14 protein-coding genes are annotated in these 13,626 nt (G+C 41.4%); 5 read left to right on the forward strand and 9 right to left on the reverse strand.

Going from position 1 to position 13,626, the window contains the following annotated elements:
- Positions 1–87 precede the first annotated feature (87 nt).
- Positions 88–372: an iron-sulfur cluster assembly accessory protein gene (locus tag AMD01_RS15475; RefSeq protein WP_053402344.1), complete on the reverse strand. Its 285-nt coding sequence runs from the start codon at positions 370–372 to the stop codon at positions 88–90.
- Between the two features lie 13 nt (positions 373–385).
- On the reverse strand, positions 386–1,684 hold the full coding sequence (locus AMD01_RS15480) for an arsenic transporter (RefSeq protein ID WP_053402345.1): 1,299 nt from the start codon (positions 1,682–1,684) through the stop codon (positions 386–388).
- A gap of 170 nt (positions 1,685–1,854) precedes the next feature.
- Here AMD01_RS15480 and AMD01_RS15485 point away from each other — a divergent pair, with 170 nt between their 5' ends.
- The 3 genes from AMD01_RS15485 to AMD01_RS15495 all read left to right on the forward strand — a co-directional run bounded on the left by AMD01_RS15485 (position 1,855) and on the right by AMD01_RS15495 (position 3,664).
- Positions 1,855–2,580 (forward strand): MBL fold metallo-hydrolase, encoded by a 726-nt coding sequence (locus tag AMD01_RS15485; protein WP_053402346.1) that lies wholly within the window; start codon positions 1,855–1,857, stop codon positions 2,578–2,580.
- Positions 2,564–3,127 carry a TetR/AcrR family transcriptional regulator gene (locus tag AMD01_RS15490; RefSeq protein WP_053402347.1) on the forward strand — a complete coding sequence of 188 codons (564 nt, stop codon included), beginning with the start codon at positions 2,564–2,566 and terminating at the stop codon, positions 3,125–3,127. The genes AMD01_RS15485 and AMD01_RS15490 overlap by 17 nt, the downstream gene beginning before the upstream one ends.
- 102 nt (positions 3,128–3,229) lie before the next feature.
- Positions 3,230–3,664, forward strand: a complete 435-nt coding sequence (locus tag AMD01_RS15495) for a Dps family protein (RefSeq protein WP_053402348.1) — start codon at positions 3,230–3,232, stop codon at positions 3,662–3,664.
- A 199-nt stretch (positions 3,665–3,863) separates the two neighbouring features.
- Here the strand turns inward: AMD01_RS15495 and AMD01_RS15500 are convergent, their stop codons facing one another.
- Both AMD01_RS15500 and amyS read right to left on the reverse strand, forming a co-directional pair.
- A complete protein-coding gene (locus tag AMD01_RS15500) occupies positions 3,864–4,418 on the reverse strand; it encodes a hypothetical protein (protein WP_053402349.1) in 555 nt (184 codons plus the stop codon).
- Between the two features lie 147 nt (positions 4,419–4,565).
- Complete coding sequence (gene amyS, locus AMD01_RS15505; protein WP_157052771.1) at positions 4,566–6,080, reverse strand: alpha-amylase; 1,515 nt, start codon at positions 6,078–6,080, stop codon at positions 4,566–4,568.
- A gap of 295 nt (positions 6,081–6,375) precedes the next feature.
- Between amyS and kapB the strand changes: the two genes are divergently transcribed.
- Positions 6,376–6,783, forward strand: coding sequence for a kinase-associated lipoprotein KapB (kapB, locus tag AMD01_RS15510; RefSeq protein WP_157052772.1), 408 nt, complete (start codon positions 6,376–6,378; stop codon positions 6,781–6,783).
- A 33-nt stretch (positions 6,784–6,816) separates the two neighbouring features.
- Here kapB and AMD01_RS15515 read toward each other — a convergent pair whose 3' ends face one another.
- The 3 genes from AMD01_RS15515 to AMD01_RS15525 form a co-directional block, all read right to left on the reverse strand.
- Positions 6,817–7,779 carry an L-threonine 3-dehydrogenase gene (locus tag AMD01_RS15515; protein ID WP_053402352.1) on the reverse strand — a complete coding sequence of 321 codons (963 nt, stop codon included), beginning with the start codon at positions 7,777–7,779 and terminating at the stop codon, positions 6,817–6,819.
- A 37-nt stretch (positions 7,780–7,816) separates the two neighbouring features.
- Entirely contained in the window at positions 7,817–9,007 is a 1,191-nt protein-coding gene (locus AMD01_RS15520) for a glycine C-acetyltransferase (RefSeq protein ID WP_053402353.1), read from the reverse strand.
- 295 nt (positions 9,008–9,302) lie between these two features.
- Positions 9,303–10,214, reverse strand: coding sequence for a TIGR01777 family oxidoreductase (locus AMD01_RS15525; RefSeq protein WP_053402354.1), 912 nt, complete (start codon positions 10,212–10,214; stop codon positions 9,303–9,305).
- Between the two features lie 171 nt (positions 10,215–10,385).
- Here AMD01_RS15525 and AMD01_RS15530 point away from each other — a divergent pair, with 171 nt between their 5' ends.
- The gene (locus AMD01_RS15530; RefSeq protein ID WP_053402355.1) at positions 10,386–10,844 is read left to right on the forward strand and encodes a MarR family winged helix-turn-helix transcriptional regulator; all 459 of its coding nucleotides are present in this window, start codon (positions 10,386–10,388) and stop codon (positions 10,842–10,844) included.
- A 152-nt stretch (positions 10,845–10,996) separates the two neighbouring features.
- On the opposite strand, the gene pepF is transcribed toward AMD01_RS15530, so the two are convergent.
- The gene (gene pepF, locus AMD01_RS15535) at positions 10,997–12,802 is read right to left on the reverse strand and encodes an oligoendopeptidase F (RefSeq protein ID WP_053402356.1); all 1,806 of its coding nucleotides are present in this window, start codon (positions 12,800–12,802) and stop codon (positions 10,997–10,999) included.
- A 130-nt stretch (positions 12,803–12,932) separates the two neighbouring features.
- Complete coding sequence (locus tag AMD01_RS15540; RefSeq protein ID WP_053402357.1) at positions 12,933–13,556, reverse strand: nitroreductase family protein; 624 nt, start codon at positions 13,554–13,556, stop codon at positions 12,933–12,935.
- Between the last annotated feature and the right edge of the window lie 70 nt (positions 13,557–13,626).

Here is a 13,626-nt window from a genome sequence, read left to right on the forward strand (position 1 = left end):
AAAGGGTTCACATCATCATATTCCGATGACGTGAACCCTTTTTTCGTTATTTTTGGCTAGTTATGTCCCAGCCTCCTCTTTACAACGTTATGATTCGTTTGTTTTAAGCCCTACTAGCGCCAAGCCAGGACCGTAAGGCGTTTGATGAACGTCCAACAAAAGTTCCTCTGTATATGGAAGAATCTCCTTTTGGATCGCTACTTGAATCTCATTGACCTCAATCAGAACATCGCCTTCCTGCTCTTCATCAAATGCTAATTTAATAGTTGGCATCTCACAGCTAATTCCGGCGAAATAGAGACGAATGCCTGGTACATCTTGCTCGTACAGCACATCTAATACGAGCTGTTTTGCTTCTTGCGTCATTTCCATTTTTTCGTTCCTCCTATGAAAGAATTTTTAACCACAGATATAGTCCGACCAATGTAAATAAAAGCACTGGGATCGTAATAACAACTCCTACTTTTACATACGTGCGCCAAGAAATATACACACCTTTTTTCGCTAATACATGCAACCACAACAGCGTCGCAAGTGACCCAATTGGCGTCATCTTCGGTCCAAGATCTGATCCGATGACGTTTGCGTAGATAAGCGCTTCTTGGATAATGCCATTTGTGTGACTATCTGAAATGGCTAGCGCATTAATCATTACCGTTGGGAGGTTGTTCATCACAGACGAAAGAACTGCTGCAAGGGCTCCCATTCCAACAGTCGCCGCAAATAATCCTTTCGATGCAAATGTCTCTAACCACTCTGTAAGTACATGTGTAAGACCGACATTTTGAAGACCGTATACGACTACGTACATACCGATCGAAAAAAACACAATCGCCCACGGAGCTCCCTTTAAGACCGCTTTTGTGGAAATACCAGGGCTCTTTCTACTCGCTAGCAATAAGACAATCGCAATCACTCCGGCGATAATTGAAACAGGAATCCCCAATGCTTGACTAGCGAGGTATCCTGCAAAAAGCGCGCCCATAATCCACCAAGATAGTCGAAACATTTTGTGATCACGAATGGCTTCTGAAGGACGTTTTAATTCAGCAACGTTATACGTCTTCGGTACAACCTTGTAGGAAAATAAGTACAGAACGATGAGCGTCCCGAGCAAAGCAAACAAATCTGGCACAATCATGCGTGTCGCATACTCGTTAAAGCCAATACCAAAGAAATCGGCTGACACAATGTTCACTAAGTTGCTTATGGTAAAAGGCAAAGAAGTTGTGTCTGCCACAAATCCACTTCCGATAATAAAGACAAGTATCACTCGCTCATCGTAGTTTAGTGCGCGTACCATCGCAAGAACGATTGGCGTCAAAATAAGCGCCCCTCCATCATTTGCAAAAAACGCTGACACAATGGCACCGAGCACAATGAGAAATAAATAGAGACGCATTCCTCTTCCCTTTGCCACTCTTGCCATATGTAGCGCCGCCCACTCAAAAAAGCCAACTTCATCCAATACGAGCGAAATAATAATGAGCGCCACAAGCGTCAATGTCGCATTCCAAACGATGCTTGTTACTTCCGCTACGTCATGGAACGAAACAACCCCTGCGAGCAGCGCTAATGCTCCTCCTGCACAAGCAATCCAGCCAATTGAAAGACCTTTTGGCTGCCAAATGACGAGTACAAGCGTTAAAAGGAAAATAAGTGAAGCAATGATTAAAGAACTCAAGCTTCGTACCCCCACTCTATAAAACGATAATTCCGTTCTCAATAGTAGCCGAATTGCCCGTTTATCGCAATATATAGAATCATTCAAAGTTTTTAGTGGCAATTTTATCCTCTAACTAATATAATAAGTTTATAAACTAATATCATTAGTTAAAGAGGAGACCGATGAAAATGAAAATAAAAAAATATGAGTCTGTTTATCAACTAACTGAGCTTCCCCACCTGTTCCCTGTCAACTGCTACCTTGTTGAAGAAAGGGATGAAGTAACGTTAATTGATGCCGCTCTTCCCTTTAGTGCAAAAGGAATTATAAAAGAAATTGAGAACATCCAAAAGCCACTTACACGCATTTTGCTTACACACGCACACGATGACCACGTCGGAGCACTCGATGCCCTTAAAGCTGCTTTTCCTCATGCAAAGGTCATCATTTCGCAACGCGATGCTCGTCTGATGAAAGGAGATCGGTCACTAGATGCGCATGAGCCTCAGCTTCCCATCAAAGGCGGTGTTCCAAAATCCTTAACTACGGTTCCTGATCAAACCATCACGCACGGTGATATGATCGGTTCCTTGCAAGCTATCGCTACACCTGGCCATACGCCTGGGCATATGGCTTATCTTGATACACGAAGCGGGGCGCTCATTGCAGGTGATGTTTTTCAAATACGTGGCGGAATAGCCGTTGCTGGCACATTAAAATGGCGCTTTCCTTTCCCAGCGTTTTCCACATGGAACAAAGAGCTTGCGTTAGAAAGCGCCAAAGCGCTGTATGATTTGAAGCCAACCCTACTTGCTGTTGGACATGGGAATTGGCTTGTAAATCCCAGTACTTCTATGCAAAAGGCCATCCGTGAAGCTGAAAAAGGAGTGGAACAGTATGCGCCAAGGTCTTGATCAAACGACCGTTGTCAAAACGGCTGCACTCCTAGCAGAGCGTGATGGCTATGAGAGCGTCACGTTAGCTTCTGTAGCGAAGGAGCTTGGAATTAAAACCCCTTCCTTATACAATCATGTAAACGGATTAAAAGGGCTACGTAAAGACCTTGCCTGCTACGCCATTGAACAGCTCGCTCACCAGCTAACCCTATCAGCAGTGGGACGTTCGGGAGACGAGGCGATTCTTTCAGTCGGATTTTCGTATATTCAATTTGTCCGAGACCATCCCGGCTTATATGAAGCAACATTTCGTGCTCCTGACCTTAGTGATCCTGATATTATGAAAAAAGGCGACTATATCGTTCAGCTTCTTGTAGCCATTCTCAATTACTATCATTTAGCTGACGAAGACCTAATTCATGCTGTAAGAGCTCTACGAAGCCTTGTTCATGGATTTGCTATGATCGAAATGAACCGTGGATTCAATCTGTCTGTTGATAATGAAGAAACGATTCAGTTTATGCTTCGAACCTTTATTAATGGACTTCCAGCGCAAACACACTAACTTTTTTATTTATAATAATTATAATTAAATATTGATTTTAATTTTAGATCTGTTATAATCAGTTTATAGAGTATCACAGGACATCTAAAGGAGGAAATCACATTGAGTACACAACACTTATTAAACCAACAAATCGCAAACTGGAGTCTTTTAAATACAAAATTGCATCGTTTTCACTGGTATGTGAAAGGTCCTCACTTTTTCACACTGCATGAGAAATTTGAAGCGTTTTATAATGAAGCAGGCACAATTATTGATGATCTTGCCGAACGCCTACTTAGTATCGGTGGACAGCCGATTGCAACGATGAAAGAACACCTTGAGCAAGCGACGCTTTCTGAAACAAATCATGAGCAAACAGCAGAAGACATGGTACGTACGCTAGTCAACGATTATTCATTGATTATTGAGGAAGCAAAACAGCTCATTGAAGTAGCAGGGAATGAGAATGATGAAGCAACGGCTGACTTTTTCGTTGGCATGGTGAAAGACTTGCAGCAACGCACTTGGATGCTAAATGCTTTTTTAGGCGCTTAATACAAAAGCTATCGTTTAAAATAAAGGGAACTCCCGTTTTCAGGAGTTCCCTTGTTTTATGCGTGTGCACCACTTTGCGATAAATACAATCACGATGTTAAATTATTAGTTCAATGATTATTACAACTAAATCAGCTTCTTTTCTTCTTTCTCCTAGCAAATACAAAAAAGGATCGAGAAAATAACTTCTCGATCCTTTTTATACGTTCAAATGAATTAAAAATAAAACACCAAAAATGATGGCCATAATCATGTGCTGTTTTTTCGTCACGAGATTCTTCTTCGTTTTTTTCTTTGCATGATGATTCCATCCTAAAAGAGCTAGCACAACAAGTGCTAAAAACGTTGCAATGCCCGTATACATCGTAAGCTTTTCATCCGTTTGAAAAATGAAGAAATATAGGCCATGTGCAAATCCTAAACAAAGTGTGATAATCCCTAAAAAGATATGATGCGTTCGTATCAACAAATACAATTGCTGTGCCCATTCAACAAACGGAATTTTCCGTTTTTTCATTTGCAACCATATGTGGCGAAGAAGCCACAATACGCCAGTCGTAATCCCTATAATCTCAGCGAGCGTTCCGACGTTTTTATTGAGACCTTTTAAAGCGCGTATGCCTCCTGCTCCTGTTCCAAAGCGATACATTGTCACCACAAACATTCCGGCGGCTACAAGTAAAAGCACAATACCGCCAATTCGAATAAGGGGTGAGATTACTTTCATTGTTTTTTGCGCATGTTCTTTTGACATGAGAACCTCCATTTATGAAAAGCTTCAGTATGATTGTTATTGTATCTTACCCCACGACGTATACGCATTAAAATTCCATTAAAAATAGTTAAAGATTCATTGATTAACAAAAAGCCCTAGAAACATGTTCTAAGGCTTTCTCCAAATTTACTGCTGAACCCATACAGAAACAGAACCCCCGTTTACAGGAAACGTCGCATAACCATCTGATCCAATCGTAATTTTATCTGTTCGATTTCCTGTGAGGTCATACCAGACTTCTCCCGCATTAGATGTTCCCACATACATTCGCTTCGATCCGCCAGGACCGTCGGTAATGACCGTTGCAAGTCCAGATTTTGCTTTTGTACTATCTCCTTCTCGAGTCCATCCAATCACATCTGGATTATCGATGTAATCACGTTGCGTACCATACGCATAGTCTTTTCTCGCTTTTAGCAACGGTTCAATTTTCGACTTCAATGCTGGAATTTCGCGTGTTGTCGTACCTTTTGTTCCGTACATATCGCCATAGAATACGGATGGATACCCGCCAGATCTCGTTAAAATAAACGCATAGGCTAACGGCTTAAACCAAGGCTGAACCGTTGATTCTAATGATTGACCCGGCTGTGTATCATGGTTCTCAACGAGCGTTACCGCTTTTGTTGGATTAGAAGCAACAAGCGTATTATTTAAAATATTTCGCATGTCATAATACCCGCCACCCGTTGATGCCGCATAAAAATTGTAGTGAAGCGGTGCATCAAATAGCGACTGATTGTAATTAACCTTTGCTAGATAGTTGTTGAGCGCACCAAGGTCATTCTGCCAGTACTCTCCTACCGTAAACATTTCTTTTCCAGTGGCTGCACGCGCATTATCCACCCAGTCTTTTAAGAATGAAAACTTAATATGTTTCACCGCATCTAGGCGGTATCCATCCAAACCAACTTCATTTGCGTACCATACGCCCCATTTTTTCATTTCGTTTACAACGTCAGGGTGATCGTAATCAATATCTGCATACATCAAATAATCGTAATTTCCGTTTTCTGACGATACCTCCCAATCCCACGCCTTTCCGGTTCCCCTAAACTTAAAGATTCGACTCAAGCTTCTCGATTGATCCCAGTCCGTCCCGTCAAAGTGAAACCACTGCCATTTAAAATTACTGTACGTCGTTCCTCGTCCCGGGAAGTTAAAACCCGTCCACGCTTGAATGTTATATTCTCCAGACGTTTCTTGATTTCGATTGCTCGGATTTACTTCAACCGCCGTTACGTTTTCCGTGTAGTCTGCCCCCGCTTTATGGTTCATAACCACGTCTCCATAAACCTGTATACCGTTTGAATGAAGCGTATTAACAGCGGATTTTAACTCGGCTTTCGTTCCGTACTTTGTGCGCACGGTGCCTTTTTGATTAAATTCCCCTAGATCGTACAAATCGTACGGTCCGTATCCAACATCTGCTTGACTTGTTCCTTTGTATGCAGGCGGCGTCCAAACCGCTGTTATGCCAACGCTTGATAAATACGGAGCATCGGTGCGCAATCGGTTCCATTGCTGGCCGTCATTTGGAACGTACCATTCAAAATATTGCATCATCGTTCCATTTGTTGTAGCCGCCTTTGCCTCTTTTGGCTGTGCAAGCGATGGCACTAATAATAAGGTTGAAAACATCGTAATGGCCGCAAAGCGACTTCTCTTCTTCCACTTCTTTTTCATTTCTCCCACTCCCCTAAATAAATGTAAGCGCTTCAATTATGTCATACTATAAAAAAAGAGCGGAGTCTATAGTAACAGGTAAAAGATGAGTCGATAGACCTTATTTTTAATCTTCGACTCTTTTTTATTCTTATCCTAGTAAATCGATATACTCTTTTTTTCTCAATATAAAAACCAAATTGAGATCTTGACATCATTTCTCTTTACTTCTTGTGCTCTCTATCGATATGATGAAGAAAAGGAGGCGATCATCATGACAACCCTACAAATTGGCGACCACGTAACCGCCATTTACAAAACTGGAAAATACATCGGTGAAATTACGAATACTCGTCCTGGCACGGTTCTCGTAAAAGTGTTAGCCGTAATGAAACATCCTCGTCAAGGAGATCTACATAACCCAAACGAAGTTGATGTACCGCTTTTTCACGAACGTAAGGCTCTTGCCTTTCGCGAGCAAACGAATATTCCGGAGAAAATGGTAAAACCTTTTGACGGAGACATTCCTGAATACAAGGAGTCGCTTATCACTGCGTTTCAATCGCTACAAGAGCAGCTTCGTGCAGAAGAAACGCCTTTTGCCACAAGAAGCTTAGAAACATTAGCAGCGATTCAACCAGAATATGAGCGCATGTATAAAATCGTGTTACAATCATAAAAAAGATGATCAGGAGATCCTGATCATCTTTTTTTATGAACAAATTCGCTGTTGCGTCGGATGCCCCAATTTTTCAAGCATATCCTTCGTCATCTTTTCTAAATCATAAGAAGTATGAAAGCCCCATTCTGCTTTGGCACAAGAAGAGTCGATACGATCCGGCCAGCTTTCTGCAATCGCTTGGCGAGCAGGGTCCACTTCATAGTTCATCGTAAAGGATGGAATATGCTTCTTAATTTCCGCGGCGATTTCAGACGGTTCAAAGCTCATTGCCGACACGTTAAATGCGTTTCGGTGTGCTAGTTTCGAACCGTCCGCCTCCATTAAGTCAACGATGGCTTGGAGAGCATCCGGCATATACATCATATCCATGTAGGTTCCCTGTGCAATATAAGATGTATAGGCTTGCTTTTTGATTGCTTCATAATAGATCTCAACGGCGTAATCAGTTGTTCCTCCGCCTGGTGGTGTCACATAAGAAATAAGACCAGGAAAGCGAAGGCCTCTCGTATCTACCCCAAACTTATGATAATAGTAATCACATAAAAGCTCACCTGATACTTTGTTCACTCCGTACATCGTCGTTGGACGCTGAATGGTATCCTGCGGCGTGTCATTCTTTGGCGTTAGCGGGCCAAATGCCCCTATGGAGCTAGGTGTGAAAAATTGGCAGTTCAGCTCTCTTGCTGTTTCAAGTGCATTCACCAATCCACCCATATTCAAGTTCCACGCAAGAAGCGGCTTTTGCTCTGCTGTCGCAGAAAGCAATGCTGCTAAATGAATAACGGTATCCACTTTATAACGATTCGCAATTTCGAACATGGCTTTTTCATCCGTTACATCTAACGTTTCAAATGGTCCTGAATGCACCACTTTGCTATCAATACGGCGAATATCTGTTGCGACTACCCCTTCTTCGCCGTATAACTCACGTAGCTTCATCGTCAGTTCTGATCCGATCTGTCCTAGTGCCCCTGTAACTAGAATTCGTTTCATTAAAAATTCCTCCCTATCCTCTGGGTGTCCACCATTCTTAAATGATTCCCATCTCTTTTCCTACTTTTTCATATACCGTTAACGCTTCATCTAGCATTTCCTTCGTATGTGCAGCTGTTGGCATGTTACGAACACGCCCTGTTCCTTGAGGAACGGTTGGAAACACAATGGATTTTGCGTATACCCCTTCTTCATTTAACCGTTTGCTAAACTCCTGCGTTTTCGTCTCTTCCCCAATGATACAAGGTGTAATCGGAGTTTCACTATGACCAATATCAAATCCTAGCTTCTTCAAGCCTTTCTTCAAGTAGTCGGCGTTCTCCCACAGTTTTGTTTGAAGCTCTGTGCTCGTCATTAAAATTGTAATGGCTTCAATACAAGAGGCAGCTGCTCCTGGCGTGACGGCCGTAGAGAATAGGAATGGTCGACTTCTTACCTTTAGCCAGTCAATTAAATCTTTGCGACCTGCAACATACCCACCGACAACGCCAATGGCTTTAGATAATGTACCAATTTGAAAATCTACTTTATCAGACAAACCAAAGTGTTTTACCGTTCCCGCGCCGTTTCCGAGTACACCAGAACCATGTGCATCATCAACGTACGTAATTAAATCGAACTCTTCCGCAATCGCTACAATTTCAGGAAGCTTTGCAATGTCTCCGTCCATTGAAAAGACACCATCTGTAATGACCATGACCTTGTTGTAAAGACCTGAACTTGTCGCCTCTTTTGCTTTAGCGCGAAGATCTTCCATATCAGAATGGTTATAGCGAATGGTTTTTGCTTTTGACAAGCGACAGCCGTCAATAATGGATGCATGATTTAATTCATCCGATAAGATCGCATCATGTTTATCCATTACAGCGGAAATAGCCGCCATATTACAGTTGAATCCAGATTGATAGGCAATAGCTGCTTCTGTATGCTTAAACTCAGCTAACTTCTCCTCAAGCTTTACGTGAATATCAAGCGTTCCATTGATCGTACGAACAGCCCCTGCACCAACACCATATTTTTTCGTTGCTTCGTTACAAGCATTGATGAGACGAGAATCTGTTGCAAGCCCTAGATAATTGTTAGATGAAAGGTTAATTAACGTTCTGCCAGCAATTGTGATCGTTGGTCCATTTGCTCCTTCTACTGGATCAATGACGTTATAAAGCCCTTTCCCCTTCAATTCCTCTAAATTTTCTGTTAAAAATTTTTGTAGTGTATGACTAGACATTCACACATCCCCTTTCATAATATTCAACTAGACAAAAGTTGTAGCAACCTCTTCACTTACAACTTTGCAACCCCTTACATTCCTCTATAAGAAAACAAGTGTCTTCCTCAAAAGTACACATAAATCTTTTTAAAAGCTTACTATAATAACATTTATTAAGGATATAATATTATAAATATTTAGAAATGTCCACAATAAAAAGACAGATAAAACACAATGAATGCCCCTGTTTTTTTCGCAACTAATCACTTCATATACAAAAGCCCTCTGCATCATGTCGCAGAAGGCTGATCGCTTATTCATTGATAATTTCTTGAAGAGCTTGTTCTAAGTTCATATATCGAAACGTAAAGCCCCGGCGCAAAAAACGATCCGGAACACAGCGTCTCCCAGTTAGTGCAAGCTCAGGCGCAGCACGCATAATAACATAAGCCCCTACTTTTACTAATGGCGTTGGTGCCTTTGGTGACCATCCCTTATTCAGCACAGAACGGAGCGTTTTCATAAATTCTTTATTCGTAACGGGAGAAGGTCCAGTCGCATTAAAAATCCCTTCAAATTCCTCTTGTTCAATGACCGTTAAAAACATTTCATTTAAATCATCTAGGTGAATCCAACTTATGTATTGCTTACCAGAGCCTACGGTTCCACCTAGACGACGATTTGCGAGCTTTCGTAGCGGCTCTAGCGCTCCTCCATTTTTTCCGAGCGCAAAGCCAATCCGGAGCAGCACTCTTCGCGTTCCGATATGCTCCTGCGAAAAAAATGCTTCCTCCCATTTTTGACACACGTCTACTGAAAACCCTGTGCCATGCGGGGAGGTTTCATCACAAACATCTGTCGTATCACCAAAAATGGCGAGTGAACCTGCCTGTATAAAGGCGTTCGGAGGATCGTCACTTCCTTTGATAACGTCATGCAACACGCTAACAGAATCTAGCCGAGACTGCAAAATTTCCTGCTTGTTTTTTGGTGTATAAATACAATTAACGCTTTTACCCGTAAAATTGACAACGGCTGTTGATCCGCTAATTTCTCGGACCCAATCGCCTCTCGTTTTTCCGTCCCACTGCACGTACCTTCTCGGTGATTCGCCCCTTGATGAAGATCGCGTGAAAATGACCACTTCATAACCTCTAGCAATTAAATAGTCAGCAAGCGCCTCACCTAAAAATCCCGAACCCCCTGGAAGAACTACCTTCCTCATTCTCATCACTTCCCTCTACTTTATCCTCTTCAATAGTTCGGTGCATTTAGGAAAAATCCTGTTACGCTCCTTATTTAAATCGAGGCGACCACAGCATATTAGCGGATTATATGATAAAATAAGGAGATAACAAGACATAATAGAAGCTTTAACACGTTAGGAGATCGATTGATGGAGAAAGAACAGTTAATGATTGATTTATGGAGACAGTTGTTGCGAGTAAACCGAGAGTTTAAGCAGGCTCTTCAACATATGAACGAACATACGGCCATTTCTAATTCAGGCATTGCAATTATTTTTAAGCTTGAAAATGAAGAGAAAATGAAAATGAACGAAATTGCAGATTACTTAGGCATTACGCTTGGCTCTGCTACTAGTATGATTGATAAGCTCGAAAAGCATGATATTGTAGAACGAACACGTTCAAAGGAAGACCGCCGAATTGTTTCCGTTCAGCTCACGGAACGCGGCAGAGAGGTACTAGAGAAAATTAGGCAGTACTTTACGGACGAAGCAAAAACGATTTTTCATTCCCTTCCTGAAGATCAAATTGCAAACATGCTTGGAACGGTGGAACAAATCAGCAATTATCTTAACGATTATAATCAATCCAACAATGCAAAAAAATGAAAAGGAAGCCCTTCTTGATCCTCAAGGGCTCCCTTTTTTCGTTTTCAAAACAGGGCGTACTTGCTTGTATATTTACCTCGCTAAGTTACCTTCTATCTCTACATCTCCATCTTCTTTTACGGAAAATAAGGTGATGTTTAATTACCTAATCGTTACGCCTTTGGTTTTGAGAAAACGTTCTGTAAATCAGACACGAGCTGATCAAATTTACGTAGCGCATTGTCCACTGGTTCCGTTGTCGTGAGATCTACGCCCGCTTTTTTCAGTAGCTCAAGCGGATAGTCTGATCCACCGCTTTGTAAAAATTCCAAGTAAGCTGACTGAGCATCCTTATTTCCAACTAACAGCTCATTTGCAATGTGAATAGCAGAAGCAAAACCAGTCGCGTATTTATATACATAAAACGGACGGTAAAAGTGTGGAATACGTGACCAACCGTATTTCACCTCGTCATCTAGTACGAGTGAAGGGCCATGATAATCAACCACAAGCTGTTCATAAACGCTACTGAATACAGTGGCATTTAGCGGCTGACCTTGTTCCGCTAATTCATGTGTTTTCTTCTCAAATTCTGCAAACATTACCTGTGTGAAGAACGTCCCTTTAAATTTATCAATGAACTCATTTAATAAATAAAGCTTCGTTTCCTCATCTTCCGCATGATTAATCAAATAATTCATAAGCAAGATTTCATTGACCGTTGAGGCGACTTCTGCCACAAAAATGGAGTAGCGTGCAGAAATTTGCGGCTGATATTTACTCGAATAATAGCTATGCATCGCGTGACCCATCTCATGAGAGAGCGTAAACAAGCTATCAATATTATCACGATGATTTAAAAGAACAAACGGATGAACACCGTAAACTCCTAGATTATATGCTCCTGAACGTTTCCCTTTCGTCTCGCGAACATCGACATAGCGCTTTTCTTTAAAGCCTGCGAGCGTTTTTACGTAATCATCACCGAGTGGTGCAAGAGCCTTCAACATCGTTTCATACGCTTCGTCATATGGAATCTCTTTGTTTAAATTTTGAACGAGCTTGACGCTTAGGTCGTATTGACGCAAATCCTCAACACCTAACACCTGTTTTCGAATATCACTGTAAGCATGCAGTGACGGAAGATGATGACGTGCCGCTTTAATTAAGTTCTCATACACTTCTTTTGGAACGTTATCACCAAACAGTGCCTTCTCTAATGCAGACGGAAAGTGACGAAGCTTGGCTGTCGTTGCATTCGTTTTTACAGTTGAAGAAAGCGTAGACGCAATGGAATTTTTCAACTGTGCATAGGGCTTGTAATACGCTTTGTAAGCTTCTTGGCGTTTATTTCGGTCATCGTCTTCAATTAATTTCGCATACAAACCACGCGTCAGTTCCACATTTTCTCCATCATCGTTTGTCACATCACCAAATTTAATATCTGCATTATTCATCATGCCAAACGTTTGCTTTGGTGACGAGAGCGCTTCACCTAAATGTGACAGCAGTTCTTCTTGATCTTTATTTAATACATGTTCCTTATAGCGATAGGTTTCATATAAATCATTCTCGAAGTATTGTAGTCCTTCTACCTCTTTTATGTATTGACGAAGCGTTTCCTCTTCTACGCTAAGAAGATAAGGAGTGAAAAATGAGACAGCTGCGCTATACTTTACGCTAAGCTGAGTAGCACGATCAAGCAGCGCCTGTGCATCGCTATCACGTGTATCTAAATCTACTCCTAGCATGGCATAGACGTATACCAAATTGAATGTTTGACTTAATTCTTCCTTTTGAGTAAGAAAGTCAAACAAGTCTTTCCCATTTTCAATGGCATCGTTGTACCGACTTAACGACTCAATGCCTTTTTCGACTTCTTTATAAGCCTGTTCCCATGCCTCTTTTGATGCAAATAAATCAGCTAGATTCCACGTTTCATGAACAGGTATGTCAGATCGGTTTTGATAAGTAGTCATGCTTGTATCCCCCTTACATTGTGTTTGTCTTTCTTACCATATCATATGTATCCGTTCCCGTAATAACAATCGGTCTTACGAAAAAACCAGATCATTATCGAAATGTTATATAGTACATATAGAGACGAAATCAAATAAACGATACAAACTCTTCGACGGGCTTTCGATATCCTCTTGGTCTTCTACTCTGCACTTTTTCTTTCCCAATAGCAATGAGCATCACCGGTTCTAAGTGCTGTGGGAGTTGAAGAAATTCCTTTAGCGCACCTGAATCAAATCCAATCATCGGACACGTATCCCATCCCTGATCTTTGGCAGCAAGCATAAAGAGCATGGCTGATAAAGAAGCATTTCGAATAGCCTCGTTTTCCTGAAATTTCTCTCCTCCATTTTCGTACGCTGCTAATACGCTTCGAACAATTTCATCGTACTCCTCTTGCTTGATAACACCTAACATGCGAAGGCCCTCGTAAATTTTTTCTACATGCTCATAAGCCTTCTTATCGCCTAGTACGGCTACGATAGCTGAAGCTGTTCCTACTTTATGCTGTCCGTATGCAATTGCTTTGATTGCTTTCCGTTTTTCGGCATCCAATACGACTATATATCGGGCGTGTTGGAGATTGAAAGCAGAAGGAGCGAGCTTTACCTGTTTGAATATGTTTGCTAATTCCTCTTTTGTGATTGGATTTCCCTCTAAAAAATTATTTGCAGATCGACGTTCTGATACAAGCTGTTCAAAATTCATTCCCATACCTCATCCTATTTTTCTGAATTTTTAGTAAAAAATACCTATATTCGAATTTTATCCTACTTATAAGATA

The sequence above is a fragment of the Priestia koreensis genome (assembly GCF_001274935.1).
GTDB classification, from domain to species: Bacteria; Bacillota; Bacilli; order Bacillales; family Bacillaceae_H; genus Bacillus_AG; species Bacillus_AG koreensis.

Bases quoted from the DNA above. Each gene is read 5' to 3' on its own strand.
- AMD01_RS15475 (WP_053402344.1), bottom strand. From the start codon at position 372: ATGGAAATGACGCAAGAAGCAAAACAGCTCGTATTAGATGTGCTGTAC.
- AMD01_RS15485 (WP_053402346.1), top strand. From the start codon at position 1,855: ATGAAAATAAAAAAATATGAGTCTGTTTATCAACTAACTGAGCTTCCC.
- AMD01_RS15490 (WP_053402347.1), top strand. From the start codon at position 2,564: ATGCGCCAAGGTCTTGATCAAACGACCGTTGTCAAAACGGCTGCACTC.
- AMD01_RS15500 (WP_053402349.1), bottom strand. From the start codon at position 4,418: ATGTCAAAAGAACATGCGCAAAAAACAATGAAAGTAATCTCACCCCTT.
- amyS (WP_157052771.1), bottom strand. From the start codon at position 6,080: ATGTTTTCAACCTTATTATTAGTGCCATCGCTTGCACAGCCAAAAGAG.
- AMD01_RS15515 (WP_053402352.1), bottom strand. From the start codon at position 7,779: ATGAAACGAATTCTAGTTACAGGGGCACTAGGACAGATCGGATCAGAA.
- AMD01_RS15520 (WP_053402353.1), bottom strand. From the start codon at position 9,007: ATGTCTAGTCATACACTACAAAAATTTTTAACAGAAAATTTAGAGGAA.
- AMD01_RS15525 (WP_053402354.1), bottom strand. From the start codon at position 10,214: ATGAGGAAGGTAGTTCTTCCAGGGGGTTCGGGATTTTTAGGTGAGGCG.
- AMD01_RS15530 (WP_053402355.1), top strand. From the start codon at position 10,386: ATGGAGAAAGAACAGTTAATGATTGATTTATGGAGACAGTTGTTGCGA.
- pepF (WP_053402356.1), bottom strand. From the start codon at position 12,802: ATGACTACTTATCAAAACCGATCTGACATACCTGTTCATGAAACGTGG.
- AMD01_RS15540 (WP_053402357.1), bottom strand. From the start codon at position 13,556: ATGGGAATGAATTTTGAACAGCTTGTATCAGAACGTCGATCTGCAAAT.